This is a genomic window from Sphingopyxis sp. (assembly GCF_050725615.1).
In the GTDB taxonomy this organism is placed as follows: domain Bacteria; phylum Pseudomonadota; class Alphaproteobacteria; order Sphingomonadales; family Sphingomonadaceae; genus Sphingopyxis.
In genome coordinates this window covers 1-21523 of sequence record NZ_JBOHHU010000035.1, presented here as the reverse complement: position 1 = coordinate 21523, position 21523 = coordinate 1, and the positions used below count along the sequence as shown (strand labels likewise).

At 65.7% G+C, this 21523-nt stretch carries 20 protein-coding genes; 10 read left to right on the top strand and 10 right to left on the bottom strand.

Annotation, left to right across the window (positions count from 1 at the left end):
• Positions 1-3: 3 nt before the first annotated feature.
• Positions 4-987, bottom strand: coding sequence for an acyl-CoA dehydrogenase family protein (locus ACREB7_RS10160; protein WP_431592154.1), 984 nt, complete (start codon positions 985-987; stop codon positions 4-6).
• A 1-nt stretch (position 988) separates the two neighbouring features.
• Positions 989-2200, bottom strand: coding sequence for an acyl-CoA dehydrogenase family protein (locus tag ACREB7_RS10155; RefSeq protein ID WP_431592153.1), 1212 nt, complete (start codon positions 2198-2200; stop codon positions 989-991).
• Positions 2201-2295: 95 nt separating this feature from the next.
• Between ACREB7_RS10155 and ACREB7_RS10150 the strand changes: the two genes are divergently transcribed.
• Positions 2296-3084: a thioesterase family protein gene (locus tag ACREB7_RS10150; protein WP_431592152.1), complete on the top strand. Its 789-nt coding sequence runs from the start codon at positions 2296-2298 to the stop codon at positions 3082-3084.
• Between the two features lie 99 nt (positions 3085-3183).
• Here ACREB7_RS10150 and ACREB7_RS10145 read toward each other — a convergent pair whose 3' ends face one another.
• From ACREB7_RS10145 to ACREB7_RS10135, 3 genes are all read right to left on the bottom strand, one after another.
• Positions 3184-3981, bottom strand: a complete 798-nt coding sequence (locus ACREB7_RS10145; RefSeq protein ID WP_431592151.1) for an enoyl-CoA hydratase/isomerase family protein — start codon at positions 3979-3981, stop codon at positions 3184-3186.
• The gene (locus ACREB7_RS10140) at positions 3974-4768 is read right to left on the bottom strand and encodes an enoyl-CoA hydratase-related protein (RefSeq protein WP_431592150.1); all 795 of its coding nucleotides are present in this window, start codon (positions 4766-4768) and stop codon (positions 3974-3976) included. Before ACREB7_RS10140 ends, ACREB7_RS10145 begins: the two co-directional genes overlap by 8 nt.
• Before the next feature lie 134 nt (positions 4769-4902).
• Entirely contained in the window at positions 4903-6189 is a 1287-nt protein-coding gene (locus tag ACREB7_RS10135) for an FAS1-like dehydratase domain-containing protein (RefSeq protein ID WP_431592149.1), read from the bottom strand.
• 75 nt (positions 6190-6264) lie between these two features.
• On the opposite strand from ACREB7_RS10135, the gene ACREB7_RS10130 reads away from it, so the two are divergent.
• Positions 6265-7755, top strand: a complete 1491-nt coding sequence (locus ACREB7_RS10130) for a class I adenylate-forming enzyme family protein (protein ID WP_431592148.1) — start codon at positions 6265-6267, stop codon at positions 7753-7755.
• Positions 7756-7847: 92 nt separating this feature from the next.
• Here ACREB7_RS10130 and ACREB7_RS10125 read toward each other — a convergent pair whose 3' ends face one another.
• The gene (locus ACREB7_RS10125) at positions 7848-9071 is read right to left on the bottom strand and encodes an acyl-CoA dehydrogenase family protein (RefSeq protein WP_431592147.1); all 1224 of its coding nucleotides are present in this window, start codon (positions 9069-9071) and stop codon (positions 7848-7850) included.
• A 1-nt stretch (position 9072) separates the two neighbouring features.
• Complete coding sequence (locus ACREB7_RS10120; protein WP_431592146.1) at positions 9073-10164, bottom strand: acyl-CoA dehydrogenase family protein; 1092 nt, start codon at positions 10162-10164, stop codon at positions 9073-9075.
• Between the two features lie 91 nt (positions 10165-10255).
• Here ACREB7_RS10120 and ACREB7_RS10115 point away from each other — a divergent pair, with 91 nt between their 5' ends.
• From ACREB7_RS10115 to ACREB7_RS10095, 5 genes are all read left to right on the top strand, one after another.
• Positions 10256-11056, top strand: a complete 801-nt coding sequence (locus tag ACREB7_RS10115) for an enoyl-CoA hydratase/isomerase family protein (protein ID WP_431592145.1) — start codon at positions 10256-10258, stop codon at positions 11054-11056.
• A 79-nt stretch (positions 11057-11135) separates the two neighbouring features.
• Positions 11136-12230, top strand: a complete 1095-nt coding sequence (locus tag ACREB7_RS10110) for an acyl-CoA dehydrogenase family protein (protein WP_431592144.1) — start codon at positions 11136-11138, stop codon at positions 12228-12230.
• On the top strand, positions 12227-13432 hold the full coding sequence (locus ACREB7_RS10105; protein WP_431592143.1) for an acyl-CoA dehydrogenase family protein: 1206 nt from the start codon (positions 12227-12229) through the stop codon (positions 13430-13432). The genes ACREB7_RS10110 and ACREB7_RS10105 overlap by 4 nt, the downstream gene beginning before the upstream one ends.
• Before the next feature lie 12 nt (positions 13433-13444).
• On the top strand, positions 13445-14227 hold the full coding sequence (locus ACREB7_RS10100; RefSeq protein WP_431592142.1) for an SDR family oxidoreductase: 783 nt from the start codon (positions 13445-13447) through the stop codon (positions 14225-14227).
• Positions 14228-14260: 33 nt separating this feature from the next.
• Positions 14261-15511 carry an acetyl-CoA C-acetyltransferase gene (locus ACREB7_RS10095; protein WP_431592141.1) on the top strand — a complete coding sequence of 417 codons (1251 nt, stop codon included), beginning with the start codon at positions 14261-14263 and terminating at the stop codon, positions 15509-15511.
• Between the two features lie 111 nt (positions 15512-15622).
• Here ACREB7_RS10095 and ACREB7_RS10090 read toward each other — a convergent pair whose 3' ends face one another.
• Positions 15623-16990, bottom strand: coding sequence for an alkaline phosphatase PhoX (locus ACREB7_RS10090; protein WP_431592140.1), 1368 nt, complete (start codon positions 16988-16990; stop codon positions 15623-15625).
• A 230-nt stretch (positions 16991-17220) separates the two neighbouring features.
• Between ACREB7_RS10090 and ACREB7_RS10085 the strand changes: the two genes are divergently transcribed.
• The 3 genes from ACREB7_RS10085 to ACREB7_RS10075 are packed head-to-tail and all read left to right on the top strand — an operon-like array spanning position 17221 to position 19991.
• On the top strand, positions 17221-18351 hold the full coding sequence (locus ACREB7_RS10085; RefSeq protein ID WP_431592139.1) for a CaiB/BaiF CoA transferase family protein: 1131 nt from the start codon (positions 17221-17223) through the stop codon (positions 18349-18351).
• Positions 18352-18405: 54 nt separating this feature from the next.
• The gene (locus ACREB7_RS10080; protein WP_431592138.1) at positions 18406-19209 is read left to right on the top strand and encodes a crotonase/enoyl-CoA hydratase family protein; all 804 of its coding nucleotides are present in this window, start codon (positions 18406-18408) and stop codon (positions 19207-19209) included.
• A 2-nt stretch (positions 19210-19211) separates the two neighbouring features.
• Positions 19212-19991 (top strand): tyrosine-protein phosphatase, encoded by a 780-nt coding sequence (locus ACREB7_RS10075; RefSeq protein WP_431592137.1) that lies wholly within the window; start codon positions 19212-19214, stop codon positions 19989-19991.
• 6 nt (positions 19992-19997) lie between these two features.
• On the opposite strand, the gene ACREB7_RS10070 is transcribed toward ACREB7_RS10075, so the two are convergent.
• A complete protein-coding gene (locus ACREB7_RS10070) occupies positions 19998-21332 on the bottom strand; it encodes an amidohydrolase family protein (RefSeq protein ID WP_431592136.1) in 1335 nt (444 codons plus the stop codon).
• A partial coding sequence (locus tag ACREB7_RS10065; RefSeq protein ID WP_431592135.1) for a hypothetical protein occupies positions 21317-21523 on the bottom strand: 207 nt, incomplete at its 5' end. The genes ACREB7_RS10065 and ACREB7_RS10070, both read right to left, overlap by 16 nt.

The following is a 21523-nucleotide window of genomic DNA, read 5'->3' as shown; positions in this document are numbered from 1 at the left end:
CGCCTACCAGCCGGCCAGCGTCGCCGCGCGCGCGCGATGCTCGGCGGGGCTGCCGAGCCAGGCGCGGTCGGCCATTGCGCGGCGGAACCAGTAGTTGAGCCCATATTCCCATGTATAGCCGATGCCGCCATGCGCCGCGACCGCCGCGCGCGTCGCGCGGACATAGACGTCGCACAGATGCGCCTTGGCCATCGCCGCGGCGCGCGGCGCATCGGGAAGCTGCGCATCCCAGGCATAAGCCGCGTACCAGACGAGCGCGCGCGCCGGTTCGACGTCGAGCGCCATATGCGCGAGTTGGTGCTTGAGCGCCTGGAAACGCCCGATCGGCTGGCCGAACTGCTCGCGCTCCCTGGCATAGGCGACGCTCATATCGGTGACCTTCTGCGCGCCGCCGAGCGCGTCGGCGGCGACGAGGACGAGCGCGGCGTCGGCGAGGCGCGCGGTCATCGGGTCGGAGGCGGTGAAGAGGATTTCCCCAGCATCGTCCGCGATGGTGACCTTGGACATCGGGCGGGTGCGGTCGGCGGCCTTCACGGGTTCGATCGTTGCCTCGGCGGCAGGAACGAGGCGGATACCACCCGCGCGGTCGACGATCAGGAACAGGTCGGCGGCGCGCGCGCTCGGCGCATAGTCGCTGCCGCCGTGGAGCAGCGTCGCGACCTTGGTCCCGCTCGCCAGCGCCTCGGCATCGCCCTTGCCGCTCGCGGCGACCGCCGCGACCGCCAGCAATTGCCCGATCAGCGGCCCCGCCGCTGCGGCCTCGCCCACGACCTCGCAGACAAGCGCCGCGTCGAGCAGCCCCATGCCACTGTCGGGAACCAGCATCCCGCCGAGGCCGAGCGCCATCAGCGCATCCCAGCTTGCGCGGTCAAAATCTTCGTCGCCATCCGCAAAGGCGTGGATACGCTCCATCGGCCAACTCTCGGCGAGCGTGCCGCGCACCGCGCCCTGGATCGCCTTCTGCTCCTCGGTCAGGTGGAAATGCACGTCAGCGCTCCCCGCTCATCGCGAGGTCGCGCGGCAGGCCGAGGCCGCGTTCGCCGATGATGTTGCGCTGGATGTTCGACGCGCCGCCAGCGATCGAATTGCCGAGGCTGCCCATGATCTGATCCATCCATTTTTCGGGTCCGCGCGGCCCGCGATTGCCGCGCCCGCCCGCGCCCGCTGGCTCGAGGAAACCATGTTCGCCGATCAGTTCCTGTGCGAGCAGCGCCATTTCGTGCCCGATTTCGGTGAGCAGCAATTTCATCATCAGCGCGACCGGGCCGGGATCCTCGCCAGCGGCGGCGCAACTGAAGAGGCGGTAGCTCGAATAGCGGTGCGCGAGGACCGAGCCCTCGATCTGAGTTAGCTTGTCACGGACGATCGGGTCGTCGATGCGGCCCACTTCCTTGGCCAGATCGACCAGCTTGGCGAATTGCTTGCCGAGGCCGTCGGCGCCGCCGATGCTGGCGCGTTCGTGCTTGAGCGTCGTGCGGCTGACGTACCAGCCCTGCCCGCGTTCGCCGACCTGCCACGACACCGGCGTCTCGGCATCGTCGAAGAAGAATTCGCAGAAGGTGTTGTCGCCCTGTTCGCCGGTCATCTGGCGGATCGGGCGGCGGGTGACGCCGGGCTGGTTCAGATCGATGAGGAGGTAGGTGATGCCATCATGCTTGGGCGCGTCGGGCTCGGTGCGCACCAGCATGAACATGTGCGTCGACTGCATGCCCTGCGAGGTCCAGATCTTTTGGCCGTTGATGATCCATTTCGTACCGTCGGCCGAGAGTTCGCCCTTGGTCCGCACGCTCGCAAGGTCGCTGCCCGAGCCGGGCTCGCTATAGCCCTGCCCCCAAATATAATCGCCCTCGACCGTCTTGCGGATGAAGAGCGCCTTCTGCTCCTCGGTCCCCTTTTCAAGCAAAGTGGGCACGGTCATGCTCATGCCATTGCCGCCAACCTCCATCGGCGCGCGGGCGCGGGCGAATTCTTCGCGGATGACCTGTGCCTTGATAACATCGACCGGCTGTTCGGAACCGCCATGGACTTTCGGGATCGCGCGATAAAGATAGCCCGCGTCGGTCGCCTTGGTCCGGAAATCGCGGATGAAGGCCTTGAGGTCGGCGCCGCGCAAATCGGCGGCGGGGGGCCAGTGCGACGACAGGAAAGCGCGGACCTCCGCGCGAAAGGCTTCGGCGGCCTCGCCATAGCTCAGATCCATCGCTCGCTCTCCCTTATGACTCGCGAATCTATGCTTGAGTTATATAACTACGTCAACCATGTTGTGCGATGGGAGAAGCATGATAAGGGCCGCCGATGACCAACACGACCGATCCGATCCCGCATTATTTCGTCGCCAGCGACATGGGTTTCGACCCCACCGGCCTGTCGCGCAACCCCTGGTTCGCCGATGCCGTCGCGGGCGGGCCGATTTCGGCGCTGTTCGGCCATATCATCGAGCAAGCGGGCTTCGATCCCGGGTATGAGATTTGCCGCGTCACGATCGACATATTGGGCGTCGTGCCGCGCGCGCTGCTCACGCCGCGCATCGTCCCGGTGCGGCAGGGGCGGCAGGCGCAGCTTCACCGGATCGAATTATTCGCGGGAGAGAAGATGGTGGCGCAGGCGCATGTGCTGCGCGCGCGCCATCTCGACACGCCGGCCTTTCATCCGCCGCAGCCGCATCCCGCGCCCGAGGCGGTGCCCGAAGATAATTTCCTGATCGGCGCGAGCATGGCGGGCGCGATCCGGACGCGGCCGATCATGGGCCGGGTGCGCGAGCCGGGGCGCGGCGTGTCTTGGATGTGCATGAACGGTGAGGTCGTGGCGGGCGTGCCGGCCTCGCCCTTCGTCAAGGCATGCCTGTTCGCCGATTTCGGCAATGGCGTCGGCAGCGCGACGCACGCGCACGAGTGGAGCTACGCCAACCTCGACATCTCGATCCAGTTCTTCCGCATGCCACGCGGCGAATGGTTCTTGCTCGACGCGCAGACCGAGGGCGCGGGCAATGGCCATGCGGTGGCGCAGAGCGTGTTTGCGGATGCGGACGGGGTCTATGCCAAGGGGACGCAGACGGTGTTCGTCGGGCCGGGGCGGCCGCGGTAAAAAGTTCGTCATTGCGAGCGAAGCGAAGCAATCCAGGTCGGTTTACGCAGACTCTGGATTGCCGCGTCGCCTTCGGCTCCTCGCAATGACCGAGGTAGTTTATTCCCCGGTAAATACCGGCGCGCGTTTCTCGGTCACCGCCGCCAACCCCTCGCGATGGTCCTGGCTGCCGAGCAAGAGCGCCTGATTGGGCAGGTTCGCCTGCCATTCGGCCTCCATACTGCTTTCGAGCGCGCGCTGGATCGACTGCTTGACCGTCGCATAGCCGAGCGGCGCCGACGCCGCGAGTTCGCGCGCCAGTTCCATGCCGCGCGCGGCGAGATCGTCCTTGGCGACCACTTCGCTCGCCAAGCCAATGTTCAGCGCCTCCTCGGCACGCACCTGCTTGCCGCGCAGGCACATTTCCATCGCGCGACCGAGGCCGATAATGCGCGGCAACAGGAAGGTGCCGCCGAGTGGGGGCATGATGCCGAGCTTGATCCAGCTTTCCTGGAACATCGCGCTGTCGGCGGCGATGCGGAAGTCGCAGGCGAGCGCGAGTTCGCAGCCCACGGTGACCACCGCACCCTGCACGAGCGCGAGCGTCGGTTTAGGACAACGATAGATGGCGCGCGCGGCGCCCTGGAAATTGGCGTAAACCGTGTCCTTGATCTCGCTCGCGGACATGCCGGTCAGCCGCTGCAAAAAGGCGAAATCGGCGCCGACCGAGAAATGCTTGCCCTCGGCGGCGAAGACGATCGCGCGGACGTTGCGGTCGGTCGACAGTGCCGCAAAGGCGTCGCGAATCTCGCCGAGCATCTCGGGCGAGGAGGCGTTTCCGATATCGGCGCGTACGACGACGACCGCCGCGACGCCGGCATCGTGGCGGTCGATGCGAATATGCTGAAACTCAGCCATTGGGATTTTCGGCCTTCTTTTTCTCGCGCCAGATCATCGCGGTCGCGCTGGTCGACAACCCCATGTTGAGCGCCTCGGCATCGAGCGCCGCTTCGAAGGCCCAATCCTCGGCATTGTTGAGGTTCGCCTTCATATAGCGATAGCCCATGCGCGGCCCGTCGGCGAGGCGGCGGGCGGCCTTCATCGTCTCTTCGCGCAGCGCCTCGTCGTCGAACAGGCGCGTGTAGAGCCCCTTGGCGAAGGCCTCCTCACCCGACAATTTCTCACCCAGCAGGAAGAGTTCGCGCGCGACCCCGGTGCCGACGATCTTGGTCCAGAACCAGGTCGATCCGAAATCGCCGCCTGCGCCGATGCGGTCGAAAGCGGTGAGGAAGCTCGCGCTTTTGGCGGCGAAGCGCAGATCGCACGCCCCCGCGATGCCGATACCAGCGCCCGCCACCGGGCCGTTGATCATGGCGATCGTCGGCTTGGGCATTTCGTGGAGCAGCCGCGAGGTTTCCATGAAGGCGCGCAGCCGCACATGGCCCTGTTCGGTGCGACTGCCGCTGTCGGCATTGGCGGGCACGACCGCCTTGTCGGCGCCGCCTTCCTTGAGGTCGCCGCCGGCGCAAAAGCCCCTGCCCGCGCCGGTCACCACGACGCAGCCGACCGACGCATCGCGCGCCGCATCGGCGCAAGCGTCGGCGAGCGGCGCCATGATCGAGCTGGTCAGCGCGTTCAATCGGTCAGGCCGGTTGAGGGTGATGGTGCGGACCCCCGCATCATCGTCGATCAGGATTCCACTCATAATTCCCCTCCGTCCTCTCCCTCGTCATTGCAAGCGAAGCGAAGCAATCCAGGGCGGTTACGCCTACTCTGGATTGCCGCGTCGTTTCGCTCCTCGCAATGACGATGTGAAAGCGATCGGCGATCGGCTTCCGGTCAATCCCCGCCGAGTTCGCGGTGGCGCGCCAGCATGCGCACCGCCTTTTCGGCGAGTTCCTCGGGAACCTGCGGATAGAGCGGCTGCGGACGATCCTTGCTGGGCAGCGCGATGGTCGCGGTCGCGCGCACCGTCTCTTCGTCGCGCTGGTTGGTGAATTTCACCGCGACATCGACAAGATTCTGGCCGCCTTCCTGCCGCTTCGCCAGCACCTCGCCGGTGACGCGCTGGACGTCGCCCATATAGTTGAACTTGCGGATCTCGTCATGGATGTGGGTGATGACGGCATCGTCGCCGGCCCAGTCGCTGAGATATTGCCACAGGTAATTTTCGCGCATGACGCCATAGTCATAGGCCATCGGATTGCCGATCGCCTGCGCCCAGACGGGATCCCAGTGCAGCCGCTGTGCGACGTCGGGAATGCCATGCTCGTTCTTCACATAAAAGGCCGGGATGCGCTGGCGATTCTTGTGCGCGAGGCGGTTCGCGGTCGGCGCATAGGGCACAAAGCCATAGCCGCCGGCGTGGAAGCAGATGACGTCGGTGACCGTCAGCGGCCCCTTGGCCTGCAGCCCGACCGAATCGCCCTTCTCGACGCTTTCGAACCAGCGCTTTTCGGCCCCCTGCACGCGTTCGGCGGCATAGATGTCCTCGATCGCCTGCATTTCCTCGTCGGTGTAGCTCGCGGGCTCGATCGCAGAATATTTACCCTTCTTGGCCGCCGTCTTGCGTTCGGTCAGCACGCGCAGGATGCGATAGACCGCGACGACCTCGCCGCGCTGGTTGATCTTGACGTCGCGGCGGTTGGTGATGACCGAACGCCCGGCAAATTCGGACTGCTTGACCTCGCACGTCTCGTCGCCGTTGAAGCTGTAGATGGTGTCGCCCGGAAAGATCGGACGATAGAAATCCCATTGCGACCCCGACACGAAAACGTGGATGCCGCGAAACAGGGATTTTTTGAGCGCCTTAATCTCGTCGGGAATGGGGTCGCCCTTCATCGGCTTGTTGATGATGCCCGCCATCATGCCCGGCGCGATCACGCTGCCCCAGCGCGTCTTCTTCGCATAGGCGGGGTCGGTGTAGAGCGGTTTGTCGTCGCCCATGCCGTGCGCGAAGTTGCGGATATTATCCTCGGTGGCGGTCTGGATATATTCGCGGGTCTTGGCCGCCTGGTCGAATCCCAGCAGCTTGCGCTGCCGCTCGATATCCTCGTCCGTAATCTCGTAAGCGACGGCCTTTTGCCACTCATCGCTCTCTTTGATGTCGCTTTTCGTCTCGGCCATCGCATATCTCCCTTGTCACGAGTTATATAACTAGGTAATACATGCCTACCAATGACGCAAGGGGATAAAGCCGCAATGGAAGTTCGCCGCATCAGCGATGCCTTGAAGGTGCGCGCCGCGCACCAGACCGACGACATCGCGCACGACGATATTCAGCGGCAAATCACCTTCGCCGAATGGGACCGCGAGGCCGACGAGGTCGGCGGCGGGCTGGCGGCGGCGGGGCTGGTTCCCGGTGATCGCGTCTTCCTGCCGATCAGCAATGCGCATGCGGTGGAGATGGCGATCGCGGTGTTCGCGGTGTTCCGCGCCGGCGGCATCGCCTGCCCGATCAGCCCGCGGCTGAACCCACGCGAGGTCGCCGACTATGCCGCGCTGTGTACACCGCGCTTCTGCCTGACCGACGCGCCCGAGCTGGTCGCAGGTCTCGATCTGGCCGGATGCTGGCATGTCGATGCGATGCCGCGCGACCTGTCGGCGTTGCCCGACCAGGCGAGCCTCGACGCCGAGGCCGATGCCGAAATTCTCGGCACATCGGGCACCACCGGCAAGATCAAGGGCGTGGTCATTTCGCACCCCGACCTGATGACCAATGTCACCGGCTATAATATGGACCGCTCGCGCTCGACGCTGAACGCGCTGCCGCTGACCGGCTCGGGGGGCAATATCGGGATCGTGATGCTGCCCGCGCGCGGCGGCGCCACCGCGATCACCCAGCAGAAATTCGACCCCAAAGGCTTCCTCGAGTTGGCGCGCGAAAAGCGCCCCAACCTCGTCTATCTCGTCCCGTCGATGCTGCGGCTGGTGCTCGATCACCCCGATGTCGGCGATTATGACATGGCCGGGGTCCGCTATCTGATGACCGGCACCGCGCCATTGCCGCATGATTCGGTGAAACGCGCCGCCGACCTCTGGCCGCACCTGCGCATTCGCAACAGCTATGGCATGTCCGAAGGCGGCGTGGGCTTGGGCACGACCAGCCAGGAACAGGTGCTCAAACCCGGCTGCGTCGGCAAGCTGCCCGCGCATATGCAGATCCGCGGCGAAGACGGCCATGTCATCACCGAGGCGGGCGTCGTCGGTGAAATCTATGGCTGGCAGAAACATGCCCGGCGCTATTGGGCCGACGAGGAGGCGACCGCCGCGAGCTTCAAGGGCGGCTGGACCAAGACCGGCGATTTGGGCTTCGTCGACGAAGACGGCGACCTCATCATGGCCGGCCGATCGAAGGAGCTGATCATCCGTGGCGGCTACAATATCACCCCGCTCGAGATCGAGACGGTGCTGCATTTGCACCCGGCGGTGCAGCAGGCGGCGGTGGTCGGCGTGCCGCACGAGGTGCTGGGCGAGGATATTGCTGCCGCTGTCACGCTGCGCCCCGGCTGCGGCGAGGCGACGGCGGACGACATCATCGCCTTCTGCAAGGCCCATCTGGGCGACAACAAGGTGCCGCGCACGTTGGTCGTGATGGACCATATGCCGCTCAACCCGAACGGGAAGATCCTGAAGAAGGATCTCGCGGAGCCGCTGGCGAAGGCGGCGGAAGCGCGGCGTCGGGCGGCCTAGCTCTCCAACACTCATCATTGCGAGCGAAGCGAAGCAATCCAGGGCGGTTTAAGCCACTCTGGATTGCTTCGCTTCGCTCGCAATGACGATGTTCATCCCTTCAAACTCTCGAACGGCACATCCTTGTCCATCCGCACCTCGCCGGGCATCCCCAGCACGCGTTCGGCGATCTGGTTGCGCAGCACCTCGTCGGCGCCGCCCGCGATGCGCATCACGGTCGAGTAGATATAGTCATATTGGACGTCGCCCGTCGCCGTGTCGCCCGCCTCGGGCGCGATGCCCGCGAGGCCGCGCAGTTCGAGCGCGAATCCATTGGTCTTCTGGTAGCGCCCAGCATAGGCGAGCTTGACCATGCCCGCGAGCGCACCGGGGTTTTCGCCCTTCGACACCATCGTGCGCAGCCGCGCCTGGAAGAAGCGCTCGCCCTGCTCTTCGGCCAGCGCCTCGGCGAGCTGCTGGCGGATCGCACGGTCGTCGAGCATCGTGCCGCCATGGCCGTCGGGCGTCGACGCCGCATAGTCGATCAGCGGCTCGACCCCGCTGCGATGCGCGCCCGAGCCGAGCCGTTCGCCCATCAAGACGGTCATGCAGCAGGCCCAACCCTCCCCCTCGGCGCCCAAACGATTGGCGTCGGGGATGCGTACGTCGGTGAGGAAGGTCTCGTTGAACTCGCTCGCGCCCGAAATCTGGCGGATCGGGCGCGTCTCGATGCCCGGGGTCTTCATGTCGACGACGAAGAAGGTCAGCCCCTTGTGCTTGGGCAAGCTGGGATCGGTGCGCACCACGAGGATGCCCCAGTCGGTGAGATGCGCCCAGCTCGACCACACCTTCTGGCCGTTGACGATCCAGTCGCCCGAGCCGTCATCCGCACGCACCGCTTTCGTCCGCAGCGCCGCGAGATCGGAACCCGCGGCGGGTTCGGAGAAGAGCTGGCACCAGGTGATGTCGCCCTTCAGCGTCGCCTCGATGAAGCGCGTCTTCTGTTCGTCGCTGCCATGTTTCGCGATGACGGGGAGCGCCATCCCGGTGCCAATCGAGGTGAAGGGCCCTTTGGGCAGATGATATCGGCCCTCTTCCTCGGCGAAGATCACCGCCTCGGGTCCCGACAGGCCGCGCCCGCCGAGCGCCTTGGGGAAGGTCAGCCCCGACCAGCCGCCCGCATAAAGCGCACGCATCCAGGCGCGGCCACGATCGGCCTCTTCGGTGTCGGGCATCTTCTCGCCGGGGGTCAGCACATGCGCGGGGGCATGGGCGGCAAGCCAGGCGCGCGCTTCGGCACGGAAGGCGGCTTCATGCGCATTGTCGTTGAAATCCATCTTACGCCGCCTTTCCCTGGCTGCCGGGCTGGGCGTTCAGCAGGCGATCGGCCCAAAAGCCGCGATTGCCGAGGTGCACCGCGAGCATCCGTTCGCGCCGGTAATAGAAATGGCAGTTCGCCTCGAAGGTGTAGCCGATGCCGCCATGGACCTGGAGATTCTCGCGCGCCGCCATTTCGAGGCATTTGATGCCCGAGAGGCGCGCGGCGGCCGCCGCGGCGGGCAGGTCGTCGGGCGAGGATTCCGCCGCCCAGCCACCATAATAAGCGTTGGACCGCGCCAGCTCGGTCGCGACCGCGACATCGGCGAGCTTGTGCTTGATCGCCTGATACCCCGCGAGCGGACGTCCGAACATCTGGCGCTCCATCGCATAATCGCGCGCCATGGTCAGGCACGCTTCGGCGGCACCGGCGGCCTCGAACGCCGCCTGCACCGCCGCCTGGTCGATCAGCCGGTCGAGCTTGCCCATGCCGGGCATCGGCTCGGCGGCGGCATCGGCGAAGTCGAGACGGTAATGCGCGCGGAGCTGGTCGAAGCTGTCGAGCTTGGTGCGCGTCACCCCCGGTTGGTCGAGGTCGACGAGCGCAAAGCCGCCGCCCGCGAAGAGCACAACCGCGACATCGGCGATACCTGCGTCGGCGACCGGGGACTTGCTCCCGGTTAGTTTGCCGCCTTCCAGCGTCGCGCCGGTCGCGAACACCGGACCCGGCCCTTCGGCATAAGCAAAGGTCGCGACCGCCTCGCCGCTCGCGAGCTTGGACAGCCACGCCGCCTTCTGCGCGTCGCTGCCCGCGAGCCGGATCGCTTCGGCCCCGAGGATGATCGAGCTCATAAAGGGCACGGCCGCGTTGGCGCCGCCCAGCGCCTCCATGATGACGCCGAGGTCGAGCGCGCCGAGACCCAGCCCGCCATACTCCTCCGGAATCGCGGCGCCGAGGAAGCCCATTTCGGCAAGCGCGCGCCACAAGGGCTCGTCCCATTCGGCGCCCGAATCGATCAGCGTTCGGAGCCGGTCAAAGGACGACAGGTCCGAAAGCAGCGCCCGGGCTTGCTCGCCGAGCATTTTCTGTTCATCGCTAAGGTCGAAATTCATCGCAGGCCTTGCCCCTCCATATCGGTCTGTGTCATAGCGAGTTGTATAACTAGGTCAACCATGACGAATATCCGGAGAGGATCCGCTGGCCATGCAATATGAAACCATCCTGGTCGATGTCGCCGATCATATCGCGACGATCACGATCAACCGCCCCGACGCGATGAACAGCTTCACCAAGCGGATGATGGACGAATTCGAACATCTGTGGAAGTGGATCGGCAGCAACGACGATGTCCATTGCTGCGTGCTGCGCGCCGCGCCGGGCAAAGCCTGGTGCACCGGGGTCGACGTCAAGGAATCGCAGAAGGAGGGCGGCACCGTCGTCGACCTCGCGAACATCTGGCATTGCGAGGATCCCGGCAATTACCTCGGCCCCAAGTCGATGAAATGCTGGAAGCCGGTGATCGCCGCGGTCCACGGCATGGCGGCGGGCGGCGCTTTCTACTGGCTCAACGAGAGCGACATCATCATCTGTTCGGAGGAGGCGACCTTCTTCGACCCGCATGTCACTTACGGGATGACGAGCGCGCTCGAGCCGATCGGCATGACCTATCATATGCCGCTCCACGACGTGCTGCGCATGGTGCTGCTCGGCAATGACGAGCGGATCGGCGCCGGCACCGCGCTGCGTATCGGGCTGGTCAGCGAGATCACGACGCTCGAGGATCTGTGGCCGCGCGCGCAGGAACTCGCCGCGACGATTGCCGCCAAACCGCCTGCCGCGACCGCCGGATCGGTCAAGGCAATCTGGGAATCGCTCGACCTCCCGCGCTCGGTCGCGCTGCAGCAGGGCCTCAAATATTGCCAGATCGGCAATCCGGTGGGCGTGCCGCAGGTGAACCGCACCGCGCTCATGGCGGACAAGGCCAAGAAATTCACCGTCCGCTAGACGTAGCGTCAATTCTACTTGACGTTTACGTCAACGTCCGGTCATGGTCTCAACAAACAGGGTGAGGACTCGAACGCGCATGTCGATTTTATACGACGAGGGCCAGCAAGCGATCGCGACGGAATCGCGGCGCGTGCTCGAAGCCCGGGTGAACAAGGACGAGTTGCTGCCGCTGCTCGAGGTCACCGGAAAGTTTCACGACAGTTTCTGGAACACCGCGAAAGAACAGGGCTGGACCGCCCTCGCCCTTCCCGAGGCCTATGGCGGACTCGATCTCGGGCTCGTCGAACTCGGGCTGATCGCACATCAGGCGGGACGCAGCCTCAGCGGCGCGCCGTTCCTGACGGGCAGCTTCGGCGCCGCGAAGGCGATCGAACTGTACGGCAGCGACGAGCAGAAGGCGAAATGGCTTCCCGGCCTCGCGAGCGGTGAGACGATCGGCGCGATCGCCTTTGCCTCGGGATCGAACGCCCTGCCCGTCCTGCCGAGCGTGACGGTCACCGATCACCAGCTCAACGGAACCAAGACCGGTGTCGCCGGCGGACTCTCGGCTGACATCGCGGTCGTCTATGCCAATGGCCCCGGCATGCCGGTGCTCGTCGTCGCCGACCTCGCCCATGTCGAGCGGCGCGCGATCGACAGCTTCGACAACAGCCGCCTTTACGCCGACCTCGTCTTCGATGCGACGCCCACCGAAACCCTCGTCATCGGCGGCACGGCGCGCGATGCGGCGCTCCATATCCTGGCGCTGCAGGCGGTGATCACCGCGCACGAGCAGACCGGCGGCGCCGAGGCGATGATGGAAATCGCGCGCGACTATGCGGTGACGCGCCGCGCCTTCGGGCAGGTCATCGGCGCCTTTCAGTCGATCAAGCATCGCATCGCCGAGCTTTATGGTTTCGTCGAACTGGCGCGCGCCAACTGCATCCACGCGGCATCGCGCGAGGGCCAGGCCGATTTCATCACCGCCGCCGCCGCCGCGCGCATCTCGGCGACCGAGGCCTATGACACCGCGTCGCGCGACTGCGTGCAAATCCATGGCGGCATGGGCGTGACGTGGGAGCTGGGGCTCCACCTCCACACCCGCCGCGCGCGCAGCCTCGCCATCGAACAGGGCAATCTGCTGTTCTGGGAAGATATCCTCGTCGACCGCCTGACCGGAGAAGGTGCATGAGCGATTTGGAAGCCTATCGCGCCAAGGCGGCTGCCTGGCTGGAATCGATGGTCCCGACCTATGGCAAGGAAGCCCGCAAGGGCCTGTCGGTCGAAGAAGACCTCGCCGTCGGTCGCCAATATCAGCGCGCCAAGTTCGACGCCGGCTATGCCGGGATCAACTGGCCGACCGAATATGGCGGCCAGGGCCTCGGCCATCTCGAAAAGGTCACCTTCGACGGCGAGGAAATGAAGCACGGTTTCCCGAGCTTCTATTTCGGTATCTCGCTCGGCATGCCGATCCCGGTGCTGATGCAGTTCGGCAGCGACAAGGCGTTCGTCAAGGAACGGGTGCTGAAGGCGCTGAAGGGCGAGGAAATCTGGTGCCAGCTCTTCTCCGAACCCTCGGGCGGTTCGGATCTTGCCGGCCTGCGCACCAAGGCGGACGTCGACGGCAACGGCTGGAAGATCAACGGACAGAAGATCTGGACCAGCTGGGCGCAATATTGCGACTATGGCGTCATCGTCGTGCGCACCGATCCCAATGTGGCCAAGCACAAGGGGCTGACCTATTTCTGGGTCGACATGAAGGCGCCCGGCGTCACCGTGCGCCCGATCAAGCTCGTCGGCGGCGACAGCCACGTCAACGAAGTCTTTTTCGACGATGTGAAGATCACCGACGACCACCGCATGTCGCCGGTCGGCGGCGGCTTTGCGGTCGCGATCGCGACGTTGATGATCGAACGCTATGTCGCGACCGACAGCGCCGGTTTCGGCCCGCACCTCAACCTGTTCGTCGATCTCGCGAAAGATACCGAACTCAACGGCAAGCCCGCGATCGAGGACGGCCGCATCCGCCAGCAGATCGCGCGCAACTATGCGATGCGCAACGGACTGCAGTCGATCACGGCGCGCGCGATGGCGATGATGCAGGCGGGCATGGTTCCGGGGCCCGAAGGCTCGCTCAACAAGCTCGTCGCGGTGCGCTCGCGCCAGAAACTGTCTGAACTCGCCATCGACCTGCAGGGGTCGGGCGGTTTCGCTTATGACGACCATGCCTCGCAAAAGGAGAATTGGACGTCGAGCTGGATCAACGCCCCCACCGGCCGCATCGCCGGCGGCTCGGACGAAACCCTGCTCAACACCATCGCCGAAAAGATCCTCGGCCTGCCGCAGGACCATCGCCCCGACAAGGGCGTGCCGTTCAACCAGATTCCGGCCTGAGGAGGCACGCGCATGAAGATCGACAATAGCATCGCAGCCGTCGTCACCGGCGGGGCCTCGGGCCTCGGCCGCGCGACCGCCGAGGCGCTCGCCGCATCGGGGGTGAAGGTCGCGATCTTCGACATCAACGACGCACTCGGCGAAGAGGTCGCAGCGGCGATCGGCGGGCTGTTCGTCCATGTCGACATCACCGACGAACAATCGGTGCTCGACGGCTACGCCACCGCGCGCGCGGCCCATGGGCAGGAGCGCGTCTGCGTCCATTGCGCGATGACCTCGCGCCGCGGCAAGACGCTGGCGTTCGACAAGGCGAGCGGCAGTTTTCGCCGTACCCCGACTGAGGATTATGCTTATGGCGTCGCGGGCATCCTGACCGCGAGCTATCGCATCGCGTCGATCTCGGCCGAGGGCATGGCGACCCTGTCCGAACTCGAGGACGGCGAACGTGGCGCAATCGTCCTCACCGCTTCCGTCGCGGCGCAGGACGCACAGATCGGCCAGGTCATTTACGGCTCGGCGAAGGCCGGCGTAAACGGCCTCGTCTTGCCGATGGCGCGCGACCTGATGGACCTCGGCATCCGGGTCAATTCGATCATGCCCGGCGTATTCAGCACCCCGCTGGTCGCCGGCCTGCCCGAACCGGTTCTCGCCAGCCTCGGCGCGTCGGTCCCCTTCCCCAAGCGGCTCGGCAAGGCCGAGGAATATGCCAGCCTCGCGATGGAGATGGTCCGCAACAGCTATTTCAACGGCCAGGCCGTCCGGTTGGACGGCGCTATCAGAATGGCCCCGCGTTAATCGTCGAACTCCCCTCGAAGAAGGAAATCTGTGATGACCGAAGCCTATATCATCGACGCCGTCCGCACCCCGCGCGGGATCGGCAAGCCCGGCAAGGGCGCGCTCTCGCACCTCCACCCGCAGCATCTCGCCGCGACGGTGCTGAAGGCGATCAAGGAGCGCAACAATCTCGACACCGCGACGGTCGACGACATCATCTGGTCGACCTCGACGCAAAAGGGCAAGCAGGGCGGCGACCTCGGCCGCATGGCCGCGCTCGCCGCGGGTTATGACACCAAGGCCTCAGGCACGACGCTCGACCGTTTCTGCGGCGGCGGCATCAGCAGCGTGAACTTCGCCGCAGCGACCGTGATGTCGGGCATGGAAGATTGCGTCATCGCCGGCGGCACCGAAATGATGAGCTACACCGCGCAGATCGGCGCCGAGGAAGCCAATGCCGGCCTCAAGCCGCTCGGCATGGGGTCGGGCAACGCTGCGCTCGACGCGATCCACCCGCAGTCGCACCAAGGCGTGTGCGGCGACGCGATCGCCGCCCGCGAAGGCATCAGCCGCGAAGCCGTCGATGCGCTCGCGCTCGTCAGCCAGCAGCGCGCCGACCGCGCGATCAAGGAAGGCCGCTTCGCCAAGTCGGTCGTCCCCGTCTATAACGAGGACGGCAGCGTCGCGCTCGACCGCGAGGAATTTCCGCGTCCCGAAACCACCGCCGAGGGCCTCGCCGGCCTGAAGGCCAGCTTCGGCGCGCTCAAGGACTTCGACCTCGGCGGCGGGGTGACCTTCGGCAAGCAGATCCAGCGCGTCTATCCCGACCTCGAATGGGAAGGCGTGCATCATGCCGGCAACTCGTCGGGGGTCGTCGACGGCGCCGCCGCGCTGCTGCTCACGTCGAAGGACTATGCCGACAAGCACGGCCTGAAGCCGCGCGCGCGCATCGTTGCTTACGCGAACCAGGGCGACGACCCGACGCTGATGCTCAACGCCCCGGTCCCGGCGGCGAAGAAGGTGCTCGAAAAGGCCGGCCTGACCACCGACGACATCGACGTCTGGGAAATCAACGAAGCCTTTGCCGTCGTCGCCGAAAAGTTCATCCGCGACCTCGAACTCGACCGCGAGAAGGTGAACATCAACGGCGGCGCGATGGCGCTCGGCCACCCGATCGGCGCCACCGGCTCGATCCTGATCGGCACCGCGCTCGACGAACTCGAACGCTCGGGCGGGCGTTATGGCCTGGTCACGATGTGCGCCGCGGGCGGCATGGCGCCGGCGATCATCATCGAACGCATGTGATTGAAAATCCCCCCTCCCGCTTGCGGGAGGGGTCGGGGGAGGGCCTGTTGATCAGGCGCCTCGCTCCGTGACAAGCCCTCCCCTAACCCCTCCCACAAGTGGGAGGGGGACTTAGAACGGCCCGCGCACCGCGATCGTCCGTGCCGGGTTATAGAGGTTGAGGAACATCGTCCGGCCGTCGGGCGCGAAACACACGCCCGACACCTTGGTCGCCGCGCTCACCCGCGCAAAGGGATAGACCGCCCCCTCGGGCGTCACCCCGCGCAGCCAATTGTCGGGCCGACTGCCCCGCCGGTCCTCGCAGACCATCAAGTCGCCGTTCGGCGCAACGCTCAGATTGTCGCCGAAGCTGAAATGCTCGGGATCGGTCGTCTCGACGAACAATTGCAACTGCCCCGGCTGAGCCGTCTCGGCGGCCGTGCCTTCGACGAGCGACGGGCGATAGCGCATGATCTGCCCGCGCCGCGCCGGGCCGCCCGAGGTGCAGGTGAAATAGATTTCGCCGTCACCGCTGTGCACGCCCTCACCGCGCGCGAAGATCGTCGCGCCGGCTTTGGCGCCGCGCTTGCGCAAATCATCCTTCGGGCTCTCGACCTCGTCGAGGTCGATCCAGCGCACGTCGTGCCAGCCGCCGGTCGCCAGCACCGGCCGCGTCCAGTTGCGCGTATCGGACAGCGCCGGGTCGATCAGCGCCAGCGCCTGCAATCGCCCGCCCTTTTGGAGCTCGCCCGGCACAGCGGGCAGGAAGCGGTAGAAGAGGCTGTCTTGCCGGTCCTCGGTCATATAGACCGCGCCGCTCCGCAGATCGACGACTGCGGCCTCATGGTTGAAACGCCCCATCGCCTTGATCGGCTCGGCGGTGACCAGCCCGCCGGGCGCGACGGGCATTTCGAACACCCAGCCATGGTCTTCCTTGTGCCGCCCGCCGGCGCGCGAGACATCCTCCTCGCAGCTGAGCCAGGTGCCCCATGGCGTGATGCCTCCTGAACAATTGTAGATCGTGCCGACCAGCGACAGATATTGCTCTGCGACTTCGAGGGTCGCGGGGTCGAGGATGATCGTCGAGACGCCCCCCGGCAATGCTTCGCCGCCACCGCCGCGATAACAGTCGAACGCCGCCGCATCGCCGACGGACCCGACGGGACACGCGCCATGCTTGAGTTCGTCGGCACCGAGTTCGTGGTTGCGCATCAGGCACAGCCGCCCGTCGGGCAGCGCCGTGCAGCCCATGCCGTCGGCGCTGTTCGGCACCTGCCGCCCGTCGCTCATCGTCTGGCCATATTGCGACAGGATCTTGTACGAAAAGCCGCGTGGCAGGTCGAGGATGCCCGCCGGGTCGGGAATGGGCGCGCCGAAACGGTTTTCGCTCGCCAGCATCGCGGCGGAGACATGGCGGCTGTGCAGCGCGAGGCCGGCGAAGGCCGTGGCCATCAGCCCCTTGGCGAAGCCGCGGCGATCGAGTGCGGAGGCCCGTTCCATGGCCGCGCGATAGGAGCTTGAGGTGACAGCCGGGCTGCGAAAGCCTGACAATTTGGCGACATTTTGAAGTTGGCTGGCACATTAGTGCAACATTCGGCGCGGCGACATCGGAGGAGTCGAATCCGCTATCCCGGCGGCAAAGAAATCCTTTCCCTCCTAAGGGTTCCTTGGGCCTTGCACTGCCCCCTTTGCGTCGGCATGGCCAAGGGGACATATTGGGAGAAAAAGACATGGCAGGTCCGCTTCAGGGTATCCGTATCATCGAATTCGCCGGTATCGGCCCCGGCCCTTTCTGCGGCATGATGCTCGCCGACCATGGTGCCGAAGTCATCCGCATCGACCGTCCCGGCGGCTTCATGGATCCGCGCGATCCGCTGTCGCGCAATCGCACCTCGATCTCGCTCGACATGAAGAATCCCGAAGCCGTGCAGATCGCCCGCGACCTCTGCAAAAGCGCCGACGGGATCATCGAGGGCTATCGTCCCGGGGTGATGGAGCGGTTGGGACTCGGCCCCGACGTGCTGCTCGGCGACAATCCCAAGCTCGTCTATGGCCGCATGACCGGCTGGGGCCAGTTCGGCCCCTATGCGCAGGCGGCGGGCCACGACATCAACTATATCTCGCTCTCGGGCGTGCTCCACACGATCGGCCTCGCCGGGCAAAAGCCGGTGCCGCCGGTCAATTATGTCGGCGACTTCGGCGGCGGCGGCATGATGCTCGCCTTCGGCATGTCGAGCGCGCTGCTCCATGCCGCCAAGACCGGCGAGGGTCAGGTGATCGACTGCGCGATGACCGACGGGTCGGCGCTGCTCGCGGGCATGAGCTGGTGGTTCCACGGCGCGGGCATGATCCAGGATCAGGCCGGCGTGAACCGGCTCGACGGCGGCGCGCCTTATTATGACACCTATACCTGCAGCGACGGCAAGTTCATCTCGATCGGGTCGATCGAGCCGCAATTTTACGCGCTGCTGCGCGCCAAGACCGGGCTCGACGCCGACCCCGATTTCGACGTGCAGGACGACCAGGAAAATTGGCCCGCCAAGAAGGCGAAAGTCGCCGCGCTGTTCGCGACCAGGACGCGCGACGAGTGGTGCGAACTGATGGAGATGACCGACGTCTGCTTCGCTCCCGTGCTGTCGCTGAGCGAGGCGCCGCACCATCCGCACAATGTCGAGCGCGAGACCTTCGTCACCGTCGCGGGCGTGCCGCACCCGGCTCCCGCGCCGCGCTATTCGGCGACGGTCAACGCCATGCCCCGCCCCGCGCCGGTTCCGGGCAGCGACGGTGATGCGGTGCTCGCCAAGCTCGGTTATGACGCCGACAAAATCGCGGCATTGCGCAGCGGCGGCGCGGTGCGCTGACTTGCACGCGGCGACGGTGAGGCGTAGCCTGCCGTCGCCGACAAGGAGAGAATAATGGGCGAATTTCTGAGCGTCGAGCGGCGCGGCAAGATCGCGATCCTGACGATGATCAAGCCCGAGAGCATGAATGCGATCGGCACCCACGAGGATTGCCAGGATATCATCGACACGCTGCGCGCGCTCGGCGACGACCGCAGCGTCAGCGCGATCATCCTGACCGGTAGCGGCAAGGCGTTCAGCGCCGGCGGCAATTTGAAAGGCATGCAGGAACGGCAGGGCATCGGCGTCCTCGACCAGCCCGATTCGACCCGCGCCAATTATCGCAAGGGCGTGCAGGCGGTGATCCGCGCGCTGATGGACTGCGAAGTCCCGATGATCGCGGCGGTCAACGGCCATGCCATCGGGCTGGGCGCCGACCTCGCCTGTACCTGCGACATCCGCATCGCCGCCGAGAGCGCGAAATTCGCGTGCAGCTTCATCAAGGTCGGCATCGTCCCCGGCGACGGCGGCGCCTGGCTGCTGCAGAAGATCCTCGGCTATCCGCGCGCCGCCGAGCTGTTCCTGACCGGCGACCGCTTCGACGCGGCGCAGGCGAAGGAATATGGGCTGGTCACCGAGGTGGTGCCCGACGCCGAATTGCTCGACCGCGCGATCGCGATCGCCGAGCGCATCGTGTGCAACCCGCCCCGCGCGCTGCGGCTCACCAAGCGGCTGCTCCGCGAAGCGCAGCATAGCCGGATGAGCGACATCCTCGAACTCAGCGCCGCCTATCAGGCGATCGTCCACGAAACCGCCGACAACCGCGAGGCGATCAACGCCTTTGTCGAAAAACGCCCGCCCGTTTTCACAGGAGACTGACCATGCTCGCCGAGCGCGTCGTGCCGCTGTCCGGCATCCACAATTTCCGCGACTATGGCGGCTATGACGTCGAGGGCGGCGGCAAGCTGCGTAGCGGCATATTGTGGCGGTCGGCGCATCATCAGGACGCGAGCCCGGCCGACCTCGACGCCATCGACGCGCTCGGGATCGAGACGATCATCGACCTGCGCGGCGACGACGAGCGCGCGGCGCATCCGTGCAAAAGGTCCGACGGCTTTTCGGCGCGGGTGCTCTACGCCGACGGCAATACCGCCGGCCTTGCCCCGCATCTGCAGGCGGCCAAGGGCACGATCGACAACGAGACCGCGCGGGCCCGGATGATCGATACCTATGCGGGTATGCCGTACCGCCCGGTGCTGGTGAACACGCTGCGGCTCTATCTCGCCGCGCTCGCCGAATATGACGCGCCGAGCCTGGTGCATTGCGTCGCGGGCAAGGACCGCACCGGCTTTGCGGTGGCGATCGTCCACCGGCTGCTCGGCGTGCATGAGGACGACCTCATGCACGATTATCTGCTGACCAACAGCGCGGGCAGGATCGAGGAGCGGATCGCGCAGGGCGGCGACGTCATCCGCGCGCGCTACAACGCCGAGATTCCCGACGATGCCGTGCGCACTTTGATGTCGGTCAACCCGATCTTCCTCGACGCCGCGCTGGCGACGGTGCGCCGCGACCATGGCGACATCGCGACCTATGCCGAGGTGGTGCTGAACCTGACCCCCGAAATGCACGAGGCGATGGTCAACAAGCTGGTGGCGTAAGGGGGATCATCCCCCCTTCACCAGCACCCCGCCTTTGACCACCGCATCGACGCTTTCCAGCTCGCGCACGTCGGCCAGCGGATCGCCATCGACCGCGATGATGTCGGCGTAGCGGCCGACTGCGATCGCGCCGACATCCTTTTCCCGGGTCAGCGCCTCGGCGGCGTTGCGGGTCGCGGCCTGGATCGCCTCCAGCGGGGTCATGCCATATTGGACCATGATCTTGAACTGGCCGCCGACCAGCCCGTGCGGCATCACGCCGGCGTCGCTGCCGAACACCATGCGCACCCCGGCCTTGTGCGCCTTGCGGAAATTGTCGCGCTGCGCCTGTGCGATCTCACGATCCTTACGCAGATTATCCTCGAGCACGCCATTCTTGGCGCCCTCGGCCTGGGTGTAATCGGTGTTGTAGATGTCCATCGAGAACCACACCGGCCGCTTGCGCGCGACCGCCATGCGGATGCCCTCGTCATCGACCAGGCTGGCATGTTCGATCGTGTCGATGCCCGCACCGATGGCGGCGCGGATGCCCGATGCGCCATGCGCATGGGCGGCGACCTGCAGGCCCCATTGATGCGCCTCGTCGGCGATGGCTTTCAGCTCGGCCTCGCTCAATTGTTGCTGACCGGGTTCGGTGTTGCGCGAAAAGACGCCGCCGGTCGCGCAGACCTTGATCACCTCGGCGCCATATTTGCGCTGGCGGCGGACCTGGTAGCGCAACTCGTCGGGGGTATCGCCGATACCCTCCTTCTTCGCATCGTCCTTCTCGAAGCTCGGCGGGAAGAAGGTCGAATCGCAATGGCCGCCGGTGGCGCCGAGCGCATAGCCCGCGCCGATGATGCGCGGCCCAACGGCGTAACCCGCCTCGATCGCCTGCTTCAGCCCGATGTCGTTGCGCTCCGACGAGCCGACGTTGCGGATCGTCGTGAAACCCGCGTCGAGCATGTCGCGCGCATTCTTGACGGCGGTCATGCCCCAGAAGCTGTCGGTAAATTCGAGCCCATTATAGCCGCCGATATCGGCGGGGCCGTCGATATGGACATGCATGTCGATCAGGCCCGGCAGCAGCGTCCGGTTGCCGAGGTCGATATGCTTGACGTCCGATCCCCAGCGCACCGTGCGCGCATCGGCGATGCCGGTGATGCGGCCGTCGGGACCCACGAAGATCGCGGGAAAGTCGATCGTCTTGCCGGTCAGCACATCGACATAATGCGCCGCCGTGATGACGGTCTTGCCGCCGCTGTCCTGCGCCTGCGCCGGAGCCGTCGTGGCCACGACAAGCGCGGCGGCGCCAAAGGCGATTCCCCGCAGAAAAGTCCCGAACTTCACACTGGATTGCATATCTGACCCGCCTGTTTTCTGGTGCCCGCGACGGTGATGGCAAAGGCGAGGAAATTAGGACAGCGGAAAATGCGATATGCGCAGCCGTTGCGTTCTTCGTCATCCCCGCGAAAGCGGGGACCCGCCTTCTCTTCGTGCCTTTGCGCCTTTGCGTGAGTCAAAAAAGAAAATCTCCCGCAAAGGCGCAAAGG

Bases quoted from the DNA above. Each gene is read 5' to 3' on its own strand.
- ACREB7_RS10155 (WP_431592153.1), bottom strand. From the start codon at position 2,200: ATGGATCTGAGCTATGGCGAGGCCGCCGAAGCCTTTCGCGCGGAGGTC.
- ACREB7_RS10150 (WP_431592152.1), top strand. From the start codon at position 2,296: ATGACCAACACGACCGATCCGATCCCGCATTATTTCGTCGCCAGCGAC.
- ACREB7_RS10145 (WP_431592151.1), bottom strand. From the start codon at position 3,981: ATGGCTGAGTTTCAGCATATTCGCATCGACCGCCACGATGCCGGCGTC.
- ACREB7_RS10140 (WP_431592150.1), bottom strand. From the start codon at position 4,768: ATGAGTGGAATCCTGATCGACGATGATGCGGGGGTCCGCACCATCACC.
- ACREB7_RS10135 (WP_431592149.1), bottom strand. From the start codon at position 6,189: ATGGCCGAGACGAAAAGCGACATCAAAGAGAGCGATGAGTGGCAAAAG.
- ACREB7_RS10130 (WP_431592148.1), top strand. From the start codon at position 6,265: ATGGAAGTTCGCCGCATCAGCGATGCCTTGAAGGTGCGCGCCGCGCAC.
- ACREB7_RS10125 (WP_431592147.1), bottom strand. From the start codon at position 9,071: ATGGATTTCAACGACAATGCGCATGAAGCCGCCTTCCGTGCCGAAGCG.
- ACREB7_RS10120 (WP_431592146.1), bottom strand. From the start codon at position 10,164: ATGAATTTCGACCTTAGCGATGAACAGAAAATGCTCGGCGAGCAAGCC.
- ACREB7_RS10115 (WP_431592145.1), top strand. From the start codon at position 10,256: ATGCAATATGAAACCATCCTGGTCGATGTCGCCGATCATATCGCGACG.
- ACREB7_RS10110 (WP_431592144.1), top strand. From the start codon at position 11,136: ATGTCGATTTTATACGACGAGGGCCAGCAAGCGATCGCGACGGAATCG.
- ACREB7_RS10105 (WP_431592143.1), top strand. From the start codon at position 12,227: ATGAGCGATTTGGAAGCCTATCGCGCCAAGGCGGCTGCCTGGCTGGAA.
- ACREB7_RS10100 (WP_431592142.1), top strand. From the start codon at position 13,445: ATGAAGATCGACAATAGCATCGCAGCCGTCGTCACCGGCGGGGCCTCG.
- ACREB7_RS10095 (WP_431592141.1), top strand. From the start codon at position 14,261: ATGACCGAAGCCTATATCATCGACGCCGTCCGCACCCCGCGCGGGATC.
- ACREB7_RS10090 (WP_431592140.1), bottom strand. From the start codon at position 16,990: ATGGAACGGGCCTCCGCACTCGATCGCCGCGGCTTCGCCAAGGGGCTG.
- ACREB7_RS10085 (WP_431592139.1), top strand. From the start codon at position 17,221: ATGGCAGGTCCGCTTCAGGGTATCCGTATCATCGAATTCGCCGGTATC.
- ACREB7_RS10080 (WP_431592138.1), top strand. From the start codon at position 18,406: ATGGGCGAATTTCTGAGCGTCGAGCGGCGCGGCAAGATCGCGATCCTG.
- ACREB7_RS10075 (WP_431592137.1), top strand. From the start codon at position 19,212: ATGCTCGCCGAGCGCGTCGTGCCGCTGTCCGGCATCCACAATTTCCGC.
- ACREB7_RS10070 (WP_431592136.1), bottom strand. From the start codon at position 21,332: ATGCAATCCAGTGTGAAGTTCGGGACTTTTCTGCGGGGAATCGCCTTT.